The sequence below is a fragment of the Candidatus Propionivibrio aalborgensis genome (assembly GCF_900089945.1).
Classification (GTDB): domain Bacteria; phylum Pseudomonadota; class Gammaproteobacteria; order Burkholderiales; family Rhodocyclaceae; genus Propionivibrio; species Propionivibrio aalborgensis.
The window spans coordinates 1-19813 of sequence record NZ_FLQY01000066.1 but is presented as its reverse complement, the minus strand read 5'-3'; the positions used below and the strand labels follow the sequence as shown (position 1 = coordinate 19813).

17 protein-coding genes are annotated in these 19813 nt (G+C 53.8%); 1 reads left to right on the top strand and 16 read right to left on the bottom strand.

The genetic code is table 11. From position 1 onward, the window contains the following. Positions 1 to 228 precede the first annotated feature (228 nt). Positions 229 to 891 (top strand): class I SAM-dependent methyltransferase, encoded by a 663-nt coding sequence (locus tag PROAA_RS04640; RefSeq protein ID WP_186410216.1) that lies wholly within the window; start codon positions 229 to 231, stop codon positions 889 to 891. A 4-nt stretch (positions 892 to 895) separates the two neighbouring features. Here PROAA_RS04640 and PROAA_RS04635 read toward each other — a convergent pair whose 3' ends face one another. From PROAA_RS04635 to PROAA_RS04560, 16 genes are all read right to left on the bottom strand, one after another. Beyond that, entirely contained in the window at positions 896 to 1795 is a 900-nt protein-coding gene (locus PROAA_RS04635) for a polysaccharide deacetylase family protein (protein WP_245664159.1), read from the bottom strand. A 64-nt stretch (positions 1796 to 1859) separates the two neighbouring features. Next, positions 1860 to 2786: a hypothetical protein gene (locus tag PROAA_RS04630; RefSeq protein ID WP_222102102.1), complete on the bottom strand. Its 927-nt coding sequence runs from the start codon at positions 2784 to 2786 to the stop codon at positions 1860 to 1862. A gap of 39 nt (positions 2787 to 2825) precedes the next feature. Next, the gene (locus PROAA_RS04625) at positions 2826 to 3629 is read right to left on the bottom strand and encodes a hypothetical protein (RefSeq protein WP_186410213.1); all 804 of its coding nucleotides are present in this window, start codon (positions 3627 to 3629) and stop codon (positions 2826 to 2828) included. Beyond that, positions 3626 to 4945, bottom strand: coding sequence for a putative O-glycosylation ligase, exosortase A system-associated (locus PROAA_RS04620; RefSeq protein ID WP_222102101.1), 1320 nt, complete (start codon positions 4943 to 4945; stop codon positions 3626 to 3628). The genes PROAA_RS04625 and PROAA_RS04620 overlap by 4 nt, the downstream gene beginning before the upstream one ends. A 72-nt stretch (positions 4946 to 5017) precedes the next feature. Then, the gene (locus PROAA_RS04615) at positions 5018 to 6373 is read right to left on the bottom strand and encodes a phenylacetate--CoA ligase family protein (protein ID WP_186410212.1); all 1356 of its coding nucleotides are present in this window, start codon (positions 6371 to 6373) and stop codon (positions 5018 to 5020) included. After that, positions 6370 to 7500, bottom strand: coding sequence for a glycosyltransferase (locus tag PROAA_RS04610; RefSeq protein WP_222102100.1), 1131 nt, complete (start codon positions 7498 to 7500; stop codon positions 6370 to 6372). Before PROAA_RS04610 ends, PROAA_RS04615 begins: the two co-directional genes overlap by 4 nt. A gap of 94 nt (positions 7501 to 7594) precedes the next feature. Further along, positions 7595 to 8806, bottom strand: a complete 1212-nt coding sequence (locus PROAA_RS04605; protein ID WP_186410219.1) for a TIGR04063 family PEP-CTERM/XrtA system glycosyltransferase — start codon at positions 8804 to 8806, stop codon at positions 7595 to 7597. A 2-nt stretch (positions 8807 to 8808) separates the two neighbouring features. Further along, the gene (locus PROAA_RS04600; protein WP_186410210.1) at positions 8809 to 10767 is read right to left on the bottom strand and encodes an XrtA/PEP-CTERM system amidotransferase; all 1959 of its coding nucleotides are present in this window, start codon (positions 10765 to 10767) and stop codon (positions 8809 to 8811) included. 22 nt (positions 10768 to 10789) lie between these two features. Next, on the bottom strand, positions 10790 to 11941 hold the full coding sequence (locus tag PROAA_RS04595) for a TIGR03088 family PEP-CTERM/XrtA system glycosyltransferase (RefSeq protein WP_186410209.1): 1152 nt from the start codon (positions 11939 to 11941) through the stop codon (positions 10790 to 10792). Further along, a complete protein-coding gene (xrtA, locus tag PROAA_RS04590; RefSeq protein WP_222102099.1) occupies positions 11938 to 13497 on the bottom strand; it encodes an exosortase A in 1560 nt (519 codons plus the stop codon). Before xrtA ends, PROAA_RS04595 begins: the two co-directional genes overlap by 4 nt. Before the next feature lie 14 nt (positions 13498 to 13511). Then, on the bottom strand, positions 13512 to 14720 hold the full coding sequence (locus PROAA_RS04585) for a TIGR03087 family PEP-CTERM/XrtA system glycosyltransferase (protein WP_186410208.1): 1209 nt from the start codon (positions 14718 to 14720) through the stop codon (positions 13512 to 13514). An 8-nt stretch (positions 14721 to 14728) separates the two neighbouring features. Next, positions 14729 to 15808 (bottom strand): FemAB family XrtA/PEP-CTERM system-associated protein, encoded by a 1080-nt coding sequence (locus PROAA_RS04580; RefSeq protein ID WP_186410217.1) that lies wholly within the window; start codon positions 15806 to 15808, stop codon positions 14729 to 14731. 2 nt (positions 15809 to 15810) lie between these two features. Further along, the gene (locus PROAA_RS04575; RefSeq protein WP_186410207.1) at positions 15811 to 16692 is read right to left on the bottom strand and encodes an XrtA system polysaccharide deacetylase; all 882 of its coding nucleotides are present in this window, start codon (positions 16690 to 16692) and stop codon (positions 15811 to 15813) included. 17 nt (positions 16693 to 16709) lie between these two features. After that, on the bottom strand, positions 16710 to 17879 hold the full coding sequence (gene wecB / locus PROAA_RS04570; protein ID WP_186410206.1) for a non-hydrolyzing UDP-N-acetylglucosamine 2-epimerase: 1170 nt from the start codon (positions 17877 to 17879) through the stop codon (positions 16710 to 16712). After that, positions 17876 to 18991, bottom strand: a complete 1116-nt coding sequence (locus PROAA_RS04565) for an XrtA/PEP-CTERM system-associated ATPase (RefSeq protein ID WP_186410205.1) — start codon at positions 18989 to 18991, stop codon at positions 17876 to 17878. Before PROAA_RS04565 ends, wecB begins: the two co-directional genes overlap by 4 nt. A gap of 9 nt (positions 18992 to 19000) precedes the next feature. Next, a partial coding sequence (locus tag PROAA_RS04560) for a TIGR03016 family PEP-CTERM system-associated outer membrane protein (RefSeq protein ID WP_186410204.1) occupies positions 19001 to 19813 on the bottom strand: 813 nt, incomplete at its 5' end.

Here is a 19813-nt window from a genome sequence, read left to right as displayed (position 1 = left end):
TTACCGAATCGAAGCGGTGGCTACCCCCCACCCGATTTACAGCAGTTTAGGGACTCAATCCGAAAACTGGATAAACATGGTTGAACCGCCAGATAGCCTTTGCCTTGCAAGAGACCTTGATTAGCGTTTTCGTAGTTGGTTTTTTATAATCTTTGATCATTTTGAAGCTTTAATACTACTTAGAGCTTCTGTTCGATTAGAACAATTTTTTCCGAAGGCAAATTACTTATGGACAGAACAAGCTCAGTGGCTAAAAAGGTTGGCGACACCTCAGTCGAAGCAGGTCGAGGGCCCGGACAACTTGCATGGTATATATTTGCATCAACAATTTTCAAGAATATAAAAATACTTGATGCAGGCTGTGGGTTGGGAAAAGGACTTGATATCTTGCGCCAATCGAATAATCAAGTTACAGGTCAAGATCTTGACCCTCGAATCAAAGGAGAGAATATCTTGATTACTCCTTTGACTGAAATCCCCACAGATAGCTTTGATTCTGTCACGTCAATGGATGTTATTGAGCATGTTGAGGATGACAAAGAGTTCATTGCTAACCTTGTGCGTATTGCCAAATACTCAGTATTTATTACAACTCCCAATTGGACCATAACACGTTGTCAATGGCCTTATCATCTTCGTGAATACACTCCTGAAGAACTTGAGAATCTCTTGAAACCTTATGGGAACGTCAAATTGTTTAAGGGTAACTCTGATGGAACAGTTGTACATCCAATAGAAAATGTAAAGTTGTATCACATCGCCAATAAACTACGAGCTCACCCCATTACCTCGTTTCCAATTCGTTGCATTAACCGCTTATTACCCGATAGTTGGAGGATTTTAGGCCACAATGCCGCTTTGCTAGAGATTCCCAAAGGTTCAAATAAGTGACTTCTTAGATCCTTCTCTTCCACAACTGCATCATGCAGCGCGCAGCAAATTTTGTCGGCGTTCTGTCCCAGGGAGTAAAACGCGGCAGTTGAAAAACGTCTGTACCGGCGTTCGCATATCTTGGTTCGGTTGAAACCGCCGCTTCAAATCCGAGTTTTTTTACCATATCGCCATGGCGGGCCGAACAGTCCCGTTGCGGAACACCATTCGGGTAAGCGAAAACGTTCACTGCTTCGCCGAGAATGGATTCCAGCTCCAGTTTTCCCGCTTCGATCTCGGCAATTGCCATGCTGTCATCGAGGAGTTCCAGGATCGGATGCGTGTGGGTATGGGCACCAATTTCTGCGCCTGCCGCATGCAGTTCTCGGAGCTGTGTGCGAGTCATCATCAGTTCGCTACGTTCCGGGACGGCTCCTCGCCTGCCAATTTCGTTAGCCACTTGGGAACGATAGCCGTGCTCGAAATACTTGAGTTTTCCGAGCACGGCCCCGTAGCATTGAACCCGTGACGCTGTATCGGTCAAGGCATGGGTTCCCAGGTTGAATTCCCGAAGATCCAGTTCACCACCAGGGAATTTCCTGACGGCTTCGATTACGTCGTCGTTCCACATGCGACCGCCGTCGAGAAACGAGGTGGCAATAAAAAAGCTCGCCACGACCCCGTAGCGTCGAAGTATCGGCCAAGCGACTTCGAAATTGTCGGCGTAGCCGTCGTCGAACGTTATCACAGCTGCGGCCGCGGGAAGCGACCCCGCCGTCAGCCGCTGTGCCGCCTCCACAAGTGGCAGAACGCTGTAGGTCCGGGAGATGAATCGAACCATCCAGTCGAATTGTTCGGCATCTGGTTCGAACGGCAGGAGCGGATCGGCATTCGGAAGTACCCGATGGAAAATAAAAATGCTCAATTTCCCCGAAGCACCCGCAGGCGAAATCAATCGGAAAAGAAGCGGCACCATTCGCGAGAATCGGCTAAGGTTTCGCTGGACCGCCGAGTGCCACAGACGTTTCTGTGGCGGCACGCGCATAACGCCCCGTGCTGAATCGCACGTAGCCAATGAAATGCAGGAAGACCGTTCCGGGCCGTTCGCGCCCAGGATGGCAATATTTCGGATGCGGCAAAACACACGCCTTGGGTGAATTCGAAACCATGTAATTGGAAGCGAATTGCTCCGTTCCCCAGGAACTCCACTTGTCGGCGAGGATCGCCCCCATCGCGCCACTCAGCTCCCGTAGGTGTTCGCGGTTGAAACTACCCGGAGCGAACCCGGAGAAGCCGGCGCATCCTCTGACATAGCGTATCGAATCACTCCCGAACAGGCGGTCGAGGTTGGCTTCGGCGAGTACCTGCACATGCTCGCCAGATGCCACTCGCGGCTTGGCCCAGTGCGAGGCCTCGCTGCTACTGACAAAATCCTGGCCGTCTTCCGTAGCCAGGACAAACGATCTTGAGTTGAGGACAGCGTCACGCACCTCAGGCATATGCTGCAACGTCACGGTATCAGCGTCCAATTGAATGACATAATCGTCCTTCACGTATTCCGAGATCGCGATCAGTCGCTCCCAGCATCCGCCTTGCGGCAACACGCTCTCCCTGTAGTCCTCGGCTCGGACAAAATCGATGCCTTCAACATGGCTGGCAATCCGTGCTCTATCCTCGTCAGTGATGCTTGGGTCTGCAACTACAACGATCCGCCGTGGGTTGAAGTAAAGACAGAAAGACTTGATCGCGAGCAGGTAGGCATCGACATCGCGATGGTGAACCATCGAAAGCGCGGTAAACGGTTCTTCCCCCGTCGCTATCTGTCTTGTTAGAAGTATCTGTCTAAGTGAATGCTTGAAGCGCCACCGATTGATTGTTTCACCAACCCTATCGAGGAGAGAGCGGATAGTAGACATAGATTCTCCATAGGTTGTCCCTGTGCATTTGCCGTGTGCTCAGTCGTGCCACTTTCCGAGCCGCTTAAGACGATCTCGCAGGCCCGGCAATGGGTAACCAAGCTGATAGGCTTGCTTGGCCGCCTCAAGGGCCTTGTCATATTCCTTGATCGCAAGATAAGCGAAGGAAGCGTAGACATAGGCGCTTGACGTTGCTGCATCGAGAGATTTGATTTTCTCCAGTTGCGCATTGGCTTCGGCAACTTTGCCGCGACGCGCATAGTAATATCCATAGAGCGCCCGGACCAGCGCGTCATCAGGCGCGAATCGTGCGGCTCGCTGAAAAAAGCAATGAACACGCAGCAGGCCAGCGGGAAGATTTTCTTTCTTGTACCGATACCCCAAATCTTCCATAGCCGCCAATGCCCTAGGGTGATTGGGGAACGACCAGAGTGTATAGCTAAAACCGCCAGCAACCGGAAGATCGTTCATTTGCCGTGAGGATCTCTTCTGACCTTTCAGATAAGCATCATATTCGAGCGAGAAATGTGCCCTTTCGACCAGATCTCTATCATCCGGCGTTGCTTGGCGATAATCAAAGGGGCCGTACTTTCTCGGAATCCACAGCGGGCGACAGTCTGGTTCATAAAGCTCCTGCTTCGGCCATCGTGTTGCCCAATCGGGATAATCTCCCTGATTGGCCGCACGCACACCACCAGCGACGAACAAACCAATAAACAGGAATGTCAGACACAATAAACCATGGCTGACTAAACGCCACCCTATTACCGTTCGATAGAGTGACCGTGAGCTGGTGCCGCCTGCAGGTTGAAAGCTGGTTATGGTCATTTTACGGATCTTCATATCGTCGAAAGCTTGGCACTGGATGGGTTCCCTGTGGCGACCACAGAGTTCTCCCGAGACATGGATTCGATCTTGTCTTGATTCTGGGAACGAAGATTCAATATCCAGCGCTTGGCAAGGATCACAATAACCAGAATATTATAGGGCAAGTCAAAGTAGGCGAGACTGAGAAACGCTCCACCAACGGCATAACCCACCAGGGCGACCTGGCACATGGCGCCAAGATGTTTGCACCAAAGCGTTTCCGGCTCCTTCCCTCCATTCCTGATCAACCAATTTCCCGTACGCCAGACTGACCACCACATTCCCATAAACAGGAACAGTCCAATAAAACCGTGCTCGCCGAGTACCTGAAAGTAGATGCTGTGCGCGGCATGAACATCATTTGGTACAGGGGCATAAAGGGCGAAAATGTATGGATTGTACATTTCAAAGCCTGCGCCCGCGATCATGTGGGTAGCCACATTGAAGGCTGCCCACCAGGCATTTATACGCCCCATCGCCGAACTGTCCTCCTGGTAGGTGTTGATGGTGCTCATTCGGTCAGACCATTGATCAGGCATAAAAGCGAGCAGAGCCATGCCGACGGCCAACATCACTATTCCGGAGGCTACCTTCTTTGGGCTCTTCAGCCAGAGATAGAAAGCCATCGCTGCAATAGCCACCAGCGCTCCCCGCGATTGGCTACCCAAGGCGGCGGCGGCAGTGAGCAGCATCGCAACGGACAACCCATGCTGTGCCCACCGTCTAGTTGCCTGTAGCTGCAAATAGCGCATCAGCGGGATGACGACAATCAAGGCTAACGCCAGCTCGTTGTTGCCACCGATAAACCCACCAGGCCCCCAAACCCGGTGGGCACCTCCTTGCAATAGCGTAAAGAGTCCGCCCTTGACACCAAAGAATCCCAGAGAGAAAACTACAACCCCAACAAATATTTCAATATGTCTGCGAGTTCTCAATAGCATCAAGGAAACCAGGATCATCAGATCGATCTTCAACACTTTGGAGAGCATTTCGGTGCTGCCATCGACGTTGTATGAGAACGGATAGGTGAAACATATCCAGGTCACGAACAATAGGAGCCATATTGCCGGTGATTCCGAAAATGGGCTTTGTTTCTCTTTGGTTGCTAACAACCCAATCATTGTTGCGATAGCTGCAATCGCCGCAACCGGGAAGGTTTGCGCAAAACCGTAAGCCAACGAATGTGGATTCATCAAGCTCAGCCAAGTCCAAAGCATAACGCCAACCCAGGGTTGCCGTAAGGCATAAAGGCTACCGATTAAAACGATCCCGACAACCAGAAGATCACGCACTGTTTGAACTCCGTTATTGCCACCCAGATTGCCGGCGATTCAATTGCAACACCTGGAAAGGCCGAAAACCGATTAGCCTTGTACAACCAGACTCTGCACATAGCGAAACTTACCGGACTTTTCGCACGGAATTTCGGATACTCGCTGTACGCACACATCGACGCTATTCCCAAGTCGCGCCTTGATTCCCTTGCTGATCATCGTTTCGACCTCTGGGGCACAGTCAATTCCTGGGACAATCTGGACGACGACCCGCTCCAGGGTTTCCTGGACAACCTTGAAGGAGGCAATGCCCGGGATGTCCCGAATCGGGTAAACCACCGCTAGTCCGTGCATGATGGTGCCATCGACCGCAATGACGAAATCGGTGGTTCGCCCCTGGATTTCTTGCAGAATTGGCAATCCTCTACCACACGCGCAGGATCCTTCCGACATGACAGCTACATCGCCGGTGCGATAGCGGATGAAGGGGAATTCACTGGTAGCCAGGTGCGTGACGACGACTTCGCCCGCAGTACCGCTGGGTACAACATTGCCTTCCTGATCGACTAACTCGACGATGATATCTTCAGCGGTCAAATGCATGCTGCCCTGGGGGCATTGATGCGCGATGAATCCGGCATCTCTGCCGCCGTAGCCGTTGGCTACCGGACAACCAAATACGCGAGTAATGTCTTCGCGTTGGTGGTCATATAGTCTTTCGGCGGTTACAAAGGCCACCCGAACGCCAAGATCACTCATCGGCCGGCCCCGCTTTTCAGCATGGCGTGCAATCAGTGAAATGGACGATGGATAGCCAAACAACATGGCTGGCCGGGTGCGACGAATGGTTTCGACAAAGCCGTCGAGTTTGGCTTCGCTCATTTCAAATGCCGGCAGGAGCTGCGTTCTCAACAGACGATCACGAAATTGTCGGATACGATCTTGCGAGGAGAGTTCAATGGGGCTACCCCAAACAACGATTTCGGGGTCGCCAATGTCGACATTCCACCAGCGGGTGGCACGCCATTTGGCCGCTACGTCGTGGCTGACTCGCTCGTTGCCGATGAAGAAAATGAGGGGTTCGCCCGAAGAACCGCCGGTATTGAAGCGCGCCAGCCGCTCGGCTTTTTCAGATTTAAGTTGTTCCTGGTTTTTTCGAATGATCGGCTTGGTGAGGAATGGAAGACGTTGCAGATCATTCAGTACGTTGATGTCTTTGGCACTGAAGCTCAGGCGACTGAACAGGTCGCGATAATAGGGAACATGATCTTGTGCCTTCGTTAGCAGGCTGCGCAATCTTTCCAATTGAAGCGCTTCCAGGCGATCACGCGACCACCACTGTGAGTCCTCCATTTGCTTGCGTACAGTAACCGTGCTGTGGTGTTTGAGGTGCTCGTGGAACGGGAAGATGAGGCCGGAGACCAGTTTCGTATATAGATTGCTCATGTTGCCCCCCTTGGCCCTTGCGAAATGCGCAGGAAGTGGCCGCATAGTCGTTGTACACGCTCATCCCATGAGTTCTGCTCTGCATAACGGCGAATGTGCTTTGCATCCCACGAGCGTTGGAAGGAATCTTTGATTGCCCTGACTAGAGCTTCTTTATCACCAAGGGGAACGACTATTCCAAGACTGTCTTCGCAGACGACCTCCTGGTTTCCCCCTACATTGGTCGTTACGACCGGTAGGCCACACGCCATGGCCTCGAGGAAAACATTTGCCCAACCCTCGTTGCTAGTCGCCAAAACGAATACATCGGCAGCAGAAAGAACCGCCGGAAGTTCGTCAGAAGCAATGGGGCCAAGAAACCTGACACAATCGTCGAGACCAAGCTGTTTGACTTGGTCCTCCAATTCCACTCTGGTGTTGCCCTCTGTACTCCCCCCGCCAACGATCAGAAAGACCAGATCAGGAAAATGTTGTCGTAGCTGAGGCAGAACTTCAATGACGCGATGGAAACCTTTTCTGGGTACCAGGCCACCTATCGAAACCAGGACTCGGGCATTCAGCGCAAGGCCCATGGTGCTGCGGCAAGCTGCCCGATCTAGCGCTCTGAAACGAACGGTATCAATACCGTTGCCAACGACTTCGATTCTCTCTGGGGGGGCGCCATGTGAAACGACCAATTTGCGCAGCGATTCTGAAACTGAAAACACCTGAGCAGCCTGCTTGATCGCTTGCAATAGTTTCTTGCCAAGCCGCTCATCATGGATATGACGCGTCTCGGTACCGCGTAGCGTGATCGTAAACGGCACTTTAAGCCAGCGGCTTAGCAGACTTGCTGCATAGCCATCCGGGTAGGCAAAGTGCGCGTCAATGATATCCAGCCGCCCTTCATGTTTTAGCCTTCGCATTAAAGAAAGTGCACCCAGCGCCATCGTCAGTCCGTCGAATTTCTTTAGCAGGCTGGGTATGGAAAGAAAACGGGGATACCAGACATCAACACCTGATTGCAGTTCATAAGCCGGCGCACCAGGGCGAAAATGCGGCTTGATGCGGCGAAGCAGGCTCTGCAACGGAAACCAGGGGGTGGGTGCGACCACTGAAATGGGTAAATACTTGCCAACGCGAAACATCCGTTCGCGGACAAAGAGTCCGGCACCAGGTTGTACCTGGCTAGGGAAGAGACTGGATAAGACGACGATATGAGGGTGTCTCACTTCGTCCATCCTAAGTACGCATACGGGTTAAACGATCATACGGGATGCGGTAGTTGGCAATGCTGTTGGGCCAATTGCGTACCGATTCCACAAAATGACGGCCATTGGCTTTCAATACCGGCCAGCGTTGCTTGTCATTGAGCAAATTGAGCAAGGCTTGCGTCAAGGATTCGCAATCCCCCGCCTTGAAGAGAATGCCTGTTTTGTTGTGCTCGATCAGCTCCTTGTGCCCACCAACGTCTGATGCGACAAACAGTTGCCCTTGCGCCATGGCTTCCAGCGGCTTGAGCGGCGTTACAAGCTCGGTGAGCCGCATGGGGTGACGTGGATAGGCCAGAACATCGATCAGATCGTAATAACGGTTGACGTCTTGATGCGGCACACGGCCAGTGAAGATGACGTAATCTTGCACTCCAAGCTGCTCGGCCTGCTGGCGCAATACGGATTCTTGCGGGCCACCACCAACCAGCAATAGACGAACATCTGGTCGCTGCCTGATCAGTTCAGGAAGAGCTGCCAGAAGAAGATCAAGTCCTTCGTAGGCGTAAAAGGAACCAATGAAGCCGACCACTGTTTTCCCGGTCAGGCCCCATTTCTTTTGTAGTTCAGGATCAGGTGGGCTGGCCAGATTGAAGGACGCCAAATCGACAGCGTTCGGTATGACCGTTACCTTGCCATCGGGGATACCGCGTGCCAACAAGTCGGAACGCAGACCTTCACATATGGTAAATACGTGGTCGACCAGCCGGATTGCACGAGTTTCAAGCCTTCGTGTTGCACGGTACCTTAAGCTGCCTTCGGTTGTTGAGCCGTGGTCCACTGCCGCATCCTCCCAGAAGGCTCGGATTTCGTAGACGACTGGAATACCGAGTTTGCGCGCGACGTTGATTGCCGGGAAGGCGTTGAGAACGGGTGAGTGTGCGTGGATTATATTGGGGCTTACCTCGCGAGCGACTTCCTCCAGGCGTGTTTCGAGATGCTTCATCAGCAACAGTTCCTTGCCGACAGGTAGCTTGGCAAGCGTTCCGCTGGCCACCGGCGTTCGGTAGAAGCGCATACCATCAACGTCTTCAAACGGCGCAGAGGTCTCGCCCTGTTTGGGGGAAGTGATATGGAAGGTTTCCCAACCCAACGCACGCTGCTCGCGCAAAATCGATAGGGACCGAAAAGTGTACCCGCTGTGGAGCGGGATGGAGTGATCCAGCACGTGAAGAATGCGCAGACTCATGCCAGAACTACCGATTGCGAATTGTCTGGTATGCCAGACAGGTTAACACGGGGATTCGGCGACTCATCCAGCACGGTGCGTAGAAAGGCTTCAAACATCAGCAGGGTCCACAACGGTGCGCTGTAATCGCGCATTCCGGATTGATGAGCATCGACCAGATGCTGTAGATAGTCGCGGTTGAACCAGCCCGTGGCGGCCAGTCGCGGGCCAAGCACGGCCTGACGTACGCGCTCCTTGAGCGGGCCACGGAACCAACGGGCCAGAGGTACGGAAAATCCCATCTTCGGGCGATACAGGATGTCTTGTGACAAGTGAGGTTCCATCGCTTTCTTGAGCAGATATTTGCCTTCCTGCCCACGCACCTTGAACGATGAGGGCAGCGTCGCCAGCCACTCAATCAGTTCGTGATCCATCAAGGGCTCGCGTACTTCAAGCGAGTGCGCCATGCTGGCTCGATCCACCTTGGTGTTGATGTCGCCGACCAGATAGGTTTTAAGATCGAGATATTGAATCAGCGCCAAGGGATCATCGGTGCCCGAACGCTCGGCGTGCTGCTCGAAAACCCCCTGCGCGCTGTAGCCGGCGATTTCGCTCTTGAATTTGTTGCTGAACAATTGCGCACGCATCGGATCGCGCAAGATCGAAACAGAGTGGAAGTAAGCTTCGACCGAATTGCGCGCCATGCCTTCAAAGGTTGTTTTGGCGCGAAACACGCGGGGCGCCCAATCGGCTTTCGGGTACACGCGACCGAGCAGCCGGAAGATCGGCTGGCGAATGGCGCTGGGTAGCGAGGAACGCATGCGTTCCTCCATCAAGTGCAGCCGATAACGGCGATAGCCACCGAAGCTCTCGTCGCCGCCATCGCCCGAAAGTGCCACCGTCACATGCTTGCGCGCAAGTTGGCAAACACGATAGGTCGGGATGGCCGAACTGTCGGCGTAGGGCTCGTCATACAGACGTGCGAGCGTGTCGATCAGATCGAAATCATCGCTTTCGACCGTTTCGACGTGGTGATTGGTGTGATAGCGCTCGGCAACAGTTCTGGCGAAGTCGGCTTCGTTAAAAGCCGGGTCGGCAAAGGCGATCGAACAGGTATTGACCGGTTCGGTCGATAGCCCGGCCATCAGCGCGACCACAGCGCTGGAATCGACTCCGCCGGAGAGAAAAGCGCCGAGCGGCACTTCCGAGATCATGCGCAAACGAATCGACTCGTTGAGCTTTTCATTCAGTTGTGTGCAAGCTTCGTCCGCCCCGATCGGATTATTTAGGCTGAAACGGACATCCCAGTATTCTCTAGGCTCGCCGGCGGGCTGGCCACGACGCAGGGTCAGCGTGTGCGCGGGCGGAAGCTTTTTGGCTTGGCGGAAGATGGTTCGCGGCTCGGCCACATAACCGAGCGCAAAGTATTCTTCCACCGCCAACGGGTCGATATCGCGGGCCAGCTCTCCATGCGCCAGCAGTGACTTCAATTCCGAGCCGAACAGAAAGGTTCCATTGGGCAGAAACGCGTAGTAAAGCGGCTTTACAGCAAGTCGGTCGCGTGCAAGAAACAGCGTTTCACAATTGCGATCCCATAAGGCAAAAGCAAACATGCCACGAAAGCGCTTGACGCAATCCGCGCCCCAGGCTTCCCATGCGTGAACGATGACTTCTGTATCACTGCGCGTATGGAAAACATGACCCAATGCCTGCAATTCGGGAATCAGTTCCTGGTAGTTATAGATCTCACCGTTGAAAACCACGCAGACGCTCTGGTCTTCGTTGTACAGCGGCTGCTGGCCGGTCGACAGATCGATGATCGAAAGGCGCCGATGCCCCAGTCCAACACCGGCCTCGATATGCAAACCGCCTTCGTCCGGGCCACGATGATGCTGCGATTCGTTCATGCGCGTTAACACCGCCCGATCAATGTCACGCTTGCCCCGAGTATCAAATATTCCCGTTATGCCGCACATATTCCTGTTTCGCTTCTCGTCGTCAAATAGCACTCAACAAGCGGTCGTAGAGTCCTTGATATTGTTGCACCATAGCCGCCATGCTGAATTTCCGCTCCACGGTTGCGCGCCCGGCCTGCCCTGCCCTGCGCGCCTTCTCAGAATCATTCGCGTAGCTAACAATACTTTGTGCCATGGTTTCTACGTCACCCGCTGACACTAAAACGCCACTTCGCCCCGCGTCAATCAATTCGCTATTGCCACCAACATCCGTTGCTATGACGGGCAGACCGCTGGCCATCGCTTCCAGAATCGTATTCGATATGCCTTCAGCCAACGAGGGCAAGACAAAACAATCGATTCCGCGCAGAATCTCTGGCACATCGTTTCGCTCCCCCGGCAACCACGCCAATTCGGTGCAACCTGCCTGCTCAAGCAGCGACTGGGACTGCGCCTTTAGCGGCCCGTCGCCGATCATTACCAAGCGCAAACGATCCTTCAACTGGGGAGCGATCTCCAGTGCGCGAATGAAGGCGCGTGCCAGGGTTGATTGGTCCTTTACCGTCTGCATGCGCCCCACGGTACCTACTAACCAGTACGAGGTATCAGAGAACGGACAGCCGGGAATCGGCTGGCGCATCCCTGCCGGCTGGAAACGTTGTGTGTCGACGCCGTTGTAAATTTGTAGCACTTTGTTCTGAGTTATACCCACTCTGGAGGTCAGATAGTGTTCGAGATCACGCGACAGGGCTATGTAATAAGTCACGAACGGCCGATAGATCCGGCGCATCCACTGATGCTTCTTGCTGAAACCATCGAGATCACCGACATCGCGGCCATGTTCGCCATGAATACGGACCGACACTCCGGCTGCCCAGGCAGGTGCGACAACTTCGAGGGCCCCCAGGTTTCGGCTGTGCACAATGGCCGGTCGCAAATTTCGAAAGAGTTTATACAATTGCGGATAAATCCAAAACGCGTGACCAGGCGGTTTTAGTAGTGCGACGAACTCGACGTCGTCATGCACAATGCGTTTGCGAAAATCCGTGATTTCCGTAAGCGAAATAACGACATGCCGGTACGCCTCGCGTGGCATGTGATTGATCAGATTAACGACCCCGTTTTCCAGACCACCGACATCGAATCTATACATGACATGCGCAACAAGAGGGCGCGTATCTTCACCGCCCTTCATCGTTTCTCCCTGGTACGGTCCAGAGCATTCTCGATGGCAGGTTCCGCCGCTTTGACAAAGGCCTCCAGCACCGCATCGCCTTGCTCCTTGGGCGCATAGACGAAGATCACGGCCGAATCATCCCCTTGCCCCACCAGACGCGACAAGGCGGTGTAGGCCTTGGCTACGAAATCACTGGATGTCTGATGCCCATTGATCCAGTACCACTGCCAGACAACTATACGCTGTGTATCGGTAGCGCGTAGTTCAGCGGAACGCACTGCAAGTGCTTGTTTGCCGAGGTCGAGCTTCCGCGATCCTGAAGCCACTCTCAACCACCGAGGGTCATTGCTTGCGACCATGACGTTGCTCGAGCTAACCAATCTTCGACTGTAGTCCTGATTACGGTAGTAGCCAATGTACAAACCGACCAAGCGCCCATCAGCGCCAAACGTCGCTTGCGAGGCAGCGGACGGGTTCTCAAAACGCGGAGCCCAATCCGTAAACTTCTCGGTCACAGGCCACCCGGGAATCGCTTCGAGTGGTTCGATTTGTGTTACCTCAGTTGCAACATTGCGATCGATTTTCCATTCTGCCAACGGCCAGATCAGCGCGACAACAATGGCTGCAAGCGCCACGGCCAGTGGCGACGATTTCCGGCGGCCCAAGGTCGATTCAGTAGTATTGACTCGCTCCATTATTGGAGGATGTTCGTCCTCGCGCCAATGTGAGCCAATCCAGAACATAAGCATGATGACGATGCCGAAAAACAGCCAGCCATAAATCAGATGATCGACGCCGACAGCAAGTTTGTTGCCGGACAGATGGCCGATCATGACGATCATGTAGGCACGCACCCAGTTCGCTATCACCGGAACGGCGAATGCGACACCGATAAAAATCAGGCGACGCTTGAGCGAGCGATAGCTCAAATAGGCAAACAGCGTACCGACGGTTAGCGAAGCGATGATGTAACGCACACCACTGCATGCCTCAACCACTGACCAGCTGCCCGAGGGGATGACGAAGTGCAAGCCTTCTCGATAGACCGGAATTCCGCTGAGGCGCAAGCCGAGTACGGTAAAGTTTGCTGTCCATTCCATCAGCTGAGGCAGTGCAAACTCGCCGAAGGGAACGGCGAAATACAGAAAGGCTAGCGGAAAAGCAATGCGGCGGGCTACCGGAAAACCAAGGATGGCCGGCACGGTCAGTACCAACATTGTCGTGAATGCAAACTGCGAGAGCACGCCGACCGTTGCCAGTTCCCCCAGCAGCCAGACGAAACCGGTGCCGGCAAGCAAAAGAAGCACCCAGAAATTGGGACGAGGCGCCAAAACAGCCACACTTTTACGAATTCGCCAGATCAACCAGAGCGTAATCGGCGGTACCAGGAAGCCGTGTGTGAACGTTTCGGAACGCGCCCAAATCGCCACCATGGACATAACCGTTTCACGATAGAGCACGAGGACCGCGAACAACGTAACGGCCAATGCGGGCAGTGCCAATCGCCATCCGCTTGCGGCCGTGACATCAGTCATATGCGTAATCGTGGGCTGTTGCGAGCTGGGGTCGTTCATTTCGGTGTTTTCCTTTATGACCCAATATCGGGTTCGACCAGATACCGATCGATACCTGAAAGATGCGCATCCCAGCTGTAGCGCGCCAGAACCTGCTCACGTGCCGCCTGGCCCATGGCTTTGGCACGCTCAGGGGATTGCAACAGCGATCCGATCTGCCTCACGTAGTCGTCTGCTGTTGCCGCCGTAAGGAAATCACGCTCGGCAACGGCATCGATAGCTCCCGCGCATTCCTGCGAGGCGACGACAGGCAAGCCCATAGCCATGGCCTCGAGTACCTTGTTCTGGATTCCACGTGCTAGGCGCAAGGGCGCCACAACGACGGCAGCATGCCGCAGATACGGTCGAACATCGTCCACTGTCCCGGTAACGGTGACTTGCTCACCGGCGAGAGCAAGCACTGCGGGAGCCGGGCTTCGTCCGACAATGTAGAAGCGCAGGCGTGGCACGTCCCTCAGCAATTGCGGGAAAATATTCGCGGAAAACCAGCTTACGGCATCGATGTTTGGCCAGTAATCCATGGCTCCGGTGAATACCAGGGGTATTTCGCCAGAACGATACGGAGAAGGCATAGGATGATCCGGCGAAAAGAACTCGGCGTCCACGCCATTGCATACCGCATCAACACGTCCAGAGCTTTCGGGCGCATGGCGGCAGAAAAGTTCTGCTTCGTTTTCGGTCACAAAGAAGGAGTGGGTCGCCTGCTGCGCTACCGAGCGTTCGAAAGCCAGCAAACGCTCGCCCTCCCGCCGGTAAAGCCAGGACATCGGCCAGCGGTGGTTTGGCGCGTATTGCGTCCACTTAGCCGAGTCGACGTCGACAAAATCGACCAGCACTTGCAGATTTGGCACATCGCGTACATATTGCGCCATGACAGACGAAAAAATAACGGCCGCGCTAATCCCTTCTTCCCGCAGCACGCGATCCACCCACGTCTGTAAACTGGCATTCCGGTAATACGGCAGCGACAAGGCTTCGTTGCTGAGCAATCCGCTAAGGCTACGCAGTTTTGCCGCGCGTGGAGAAAGCCTGACGATGTTCAAGTCGGCACAATAAGCTGGCAGTTTGTCGACGTAAATTTCATCCTGTGGGTCATCAATAAAAGTACCGAGAAAAACGCGATGCTTGGATGCAAGGTGTCTGAGCAAATTGAATGAACGAACCTTGTCACCCTTATTGGGCGGATAGGGGAGACGGTGAACCAAGTAGAGGAGATTAGCCACGCTTCCTCTCAACCCAGATTGCGCACGATGAACGGTCCCAGCCAGTTGGCCAGCCCAATCGGCATGCGGCGCCAAGCTTCAATAAACAGGCGAAACTTGGCGTTGTTCGGGTTGTTCTGCGGGACGCTGTCACGCTTATACAGGCAGTATTCGTAATAAAGTGGCCGCGGCTCGAAACCCCAGTTCTTCTTGAAGGAATACGAGCCTGTACCCTGCTTGCTGCGGCCATAATCAAACACCCTGATCCCGCGCACGCAGGCACGCCGCATCAACTCCCAGTACTTGAAATCATTGGCGGCCAGATCGCGTGCCGAAAGATCGTCGCCCGCGTAGTAGGGCAATACCTCGTCACGAAAATAAAAGCTGAGAACGCTGCTCAATGGCCGCCCATTCTCGCCGACCACAGTGAGTACCTCGCAGTCCTTGCCAAATGACTCCATGAGCGCTTCAAAGTAGCGCTTGGGCATGGCTGGCGTGCCGTGACGGTGAACGTTATCCGCATAGAGGGCAAAAAAGCGGTCGGCTGTCGTATCGATCTCGCTGCGCAAACCGTTCTTGATTCCTTTACGCACCATGGCGCGCTGTTTTCGCGGGATGGCCAGCATATTGGCTTCAACATCGGGATCAAGAACTTTGCGAAAATAGACGTAAAGGTCCTGTTTGGGCCATTCAGGATGGCATGGTTCGAGATTGCGTAGTTCGAGGTGATCGACGCCCAGTTGTTTGGCTATTGCCTGCGCTTCGGCCTCCAACGCATTTACCGCTTCCGGACTGTTTGCAGCGATGCCTCCGTAAACGGCAAAAGGGAACGAAACGAGGGAATTGCCAAAGAGCATACTATTGACATGGCCGAGTGGTAATACGCCCTCTATAAACCCGTCTCGTTCGGCATAGAGAAAATAAGTCTGGTGGTGAAAAACCTCGCCAATAATCTTCTGCCATGCTGATTTGTGAAAGAAGGTGCTACTAGGGCAAGCAGCAACGAATGCGTCCCAAAGTGAGTTTTGTGCACGATCACCTGGTGCTAGACGACTGATAACCAATTCAGAAGGTGTTTTGGGTATCCTTCCGGTTTCCTCGTTGGCCATATTCATGAGTTCAATTCTGGCGTTTGCACGATGGGAGCATTGGCGCTATTGGAGAGAAATATCTCGTCCATGCGTCCCCAGTTGAAATCAGCAAGCAAGCGCTGTAGGCGACCTTCAGTTCGATGCAGATTTACATAGTGGCGGAAACGAGTCTTTGCATTAACGCCTTCAACACGAGGCTGACCGGCATCAATTTCCCACGGATGAAAATAGAAGACCGCCGACTGGCGGTCCTGCCGATTTACACTCTGCAGAAGCCAGCGCGACATGGCATAGGGCAACAAGCGGAAGTACCCGCCGCCACTTGCCGGCCAGTTGCGTTCAAAAAAGCGGGCAGTGGTTACCGGAACTTCAAGCAGGCCAGCGCGCACCTGGTGGGCAAAACGCGGCGCATCAGGCATGCCGTAATGATCGTGACGAATCGGGTAGATACTTGAGCTATAGGAATAACCCGCGCGTTCAAGACAATCAAAAGCCCACAGGTTGCTTTCACCGATTGAAAAACTGGGCGCTCGATAACCTTTCACTCTATGACCAGATAGATCCTCGAGCAATTTCTTGGCCGATTCAATATCCGTAGAAAAGGCGGCCTCGGTCAGATCGCTCGCTCGCTGATGCCCATACCCATGACTTGCTAGTTCGTGGCCACCCTCGACTATGCGCCGCACAAGATGCGGGTAGCGCTCGGCGATCCAGCCGAGGGTAAAAAAAGTAGCCTTCGTCTCGTGCATGTCGAGCATTTGCAGGATGCGATCGACATTGCGCTCGACGCGGCAGGCACGTGCACTCCATTGTTCGCGCGGTATGTACGGAGCGAAGGCCGAAACCTGAAAGTAATCTTCGACATCTATGGTCAAGGCATTTCTAATCGTAATGCCTCGCATTCCGATGCCCTCATCTGTCATTTCCGCGCGTCGAGATTGCGTGCGATCAGCCACTTTGACAGGTCTGCGGCAATTCGTTCAGCCGCCTTGCCATCCCAAAATTCCGGAATACGGCCACACTTTCCGCCACCGGCCAGTATCTCATCTACGCCGCCAAGTATGGCCAAACGGTCGCTACCGACCATGGTGTTCGTTCCGTGCTCGACAGTAATCGGACGTTCAGTGTTCTCGCGTATTGTCAGGCAGGGAATTCCAAGCGCTGTCGTCTCTTCCTGCAATCCTCCAGAATCCGTGAGTACCAGCGTTGCGTCGGACATTAAGCCCAACATCTCAAGATAACCCTGTGGCGGCAACAAGACGATACGTTCGCTCCTAACCAGATCCCGTAAAGAGAACCGCTCGATGTTTGCGCGAGTGCGTGGGTGAAGTGCAAAAATCAATGGGATTTTTTCAGACACCTCACGCAATACGGAAAGCAATGCTTGCAAAGTATCAAGCTGATCGACGTTCGACGGACGATGCAGCGTTACCACAGCATAGGCATGTGCTTCATCCAGAAAGACTGAGTCGACTCCAGCTTCGGATAAGGTCTTCGCAGGACTGTGAGCAAATTCGCGATTGGACAATAATGAGTCAATCATCACATTGCCGACAAAGCGCACGCGTTCTTCGCTTATGCCTTCGCGCAACAGATTGTCCAGGGCGCTTCGCTCGGTTGTGTAGAGCAAATCGGCAATCTGATCGGTCAGCACCCGATTGATTTCCTCGGGCATACCGCGATCATAGCTGCGCAGTCCGGCCTCCACATGCACAACAGGTACGCCCTTCTTGACTCCGACAAGTGTACACGCCAAGGTCGAGTTGACGTCGCCGACAACCAGTACGCAGGAAGGTTTGTAGGTATCGAGAACAGGCTCAAAACGCCGCATGACATCAGCGGTCTGTACGGCATGTGTTCCAGAACCAACTTCCAGGTTGATATCAGGATGCGGTAGACGCAGATCGACGAACAAGCGATCATTCATGTCTTTGTCGTAATGCTGACCGGTATGGACCAGTATCGTCGGCAGGGCGGGTTGATGCGCCGCAAATGCACGCAGTATCGGTGCCATCTTCATGAAATTCGGCCGAGCGCCTACTACGCAAACCACTGGCCCCAGATCGGCCGGCCAAGACTCAGAACTCAAGATTGATTTTCCTTTTCTGGTTGCTGCATCCGGATTGCATTCACAAGCTGCTGAAGCAGGGTCAGTGTCGCCGCACTGCTACGCTCGATGCGAATCATACTGCGCTCAAGTCGGACGATCCGCTGATCACTCATACTACTCTTCAGATCTGCTATAACCTGCGAGACCTCGCCCGCCGTACTCGCTGCGAGTTCCAATCTGGACAAATCGATGTCCAGAATTGAACTGTCGGTCAAACGACCCTCAGCACCTCCTTGCCCGTTAACACCGGTGCTATCCTTGGTGAAATACGAGGGAGCGAGAGTTTCCTCGCTGATTTCCTTCGCCACTTCTTCAACATCACTGAGCGTGAATTCTCTCTTGCCAGCCAAGAAGCCGGACAGGAGCAAACGATCGCATAAGGCATTGATACGCCGTGGAATACCACCGCTGTTCTTGAAAACTGCCGCATATGCCTCACTATCAAACAGTGGAGCGCTGGTGCAACCAGCGCATTTCAGGCGGTGCTCAACGTAAGCTTGCGTCTCTTCCTGAGCCATGGGGCCGATGTGACAGGCTGCGATGACCCGTTGACGCAGTTGTTGCATGTGAGGGCTCTGCATGATGCCGCGGAATTCCGGCTGGCCGATCAGAAAACTCTGCAGCAGTGCATGTGTTTCAAACTGGAAGTTCGACAACATGCGCAATTCCTCAACCGCACGCGGCGTTAGGTTTTGTGCTTCGTCCACGATGAGCAGGCAGCGTTTGCCTTGACGGGCCACATCAACCAGGAAGGCTTCGAGCGCCAGCAGGATATCCGACTTGCCCGAGTTCTTGGTAGAAACACCGAAGGCAGCAGCCACCATACGTAATGTATCTTCGGCGTCCAACTGAGTGCTGACGAGTTGAGCTGCGACCACTTTTGCCGAGTCAAGCTTGCCGAGCAAGCCGCGAACAATCGTTGTCTTTCCTGCACCAACCTCACCCGTTACAACGATAAACCCTTCATTCTGGTGGAGGCCATATTCGAGATAGGCTGTGGCGCGCCGATGCTGCTTGCTGCCGAAGTAGAAAGTTGGGTCAGGATTGAGCTGAAAAGGCTTGCTGGTCAAGCCATAGAAAGATTCATACATATTGGCAGGCTAAAACCGGTGAGACACTGTAGCTGTCAATGCCGTCTCTGTATAACTCGTCGTACCATCCGATTCAACCCGTCTCGCGTTAATACCGGCACTTGTTTTCGGACCGAGCTGAGTGGCGAAATTCACACTCATGTATTGCTGAGTTGTTTCCAAGTTGTTGAGTCCAGTGCCTTTGCTCTTCGAACTTGCAAATGTCGCACCGAGGGAAGACAGTGGCGTCAGCTGATGCGACCAGTTGACGCTGGCGCCGAGCTGATCGACATTGTTCTGGCTTGGGCCGCTGCCGATAGGAACCAACTCGTTAAAAGCGGACAAATTTTGCGTATTGTTCTGTGTTGCCGAGAAAGTCACTGTATTCCTAACGCCGAGCAAAGAAAACGCGATCAGCCGGAGCTGCTGCACCACGGCCTGATTGGTCTGAAAACCTCCCTGCAGTTGGGAGCCGGGAGAATTGGATGCCAAAGTGTTGGCACAAGCTTCCCTTTGAGCAGTTGGGAGAGATGAGCACCGCGGATCTGCCAAGTAGATAGTAACCAATAGATTGTTGATCGCGCCTAGGCCCGTATATCCTTGGCTTTGCTGCGACGTTGCCTCTTTGCTCGCGCTCATTGTCCACGCCGTACGAGCGGTACGATGCGTAAAATTGAAGGTGTTGCTCGGCCCGAAAAAACGATTCACGCGCCTGAATTCCATCTTGGTACGCTCGGTCGGCGACCACGCAAAACCGTAACCCCTAGTGTTATTGGACTGCTTGTTGAAGCTGTCATAATTCTGTTCCTCTCGCCCTCCGATCAGAGAAACCTGGAACTGCGG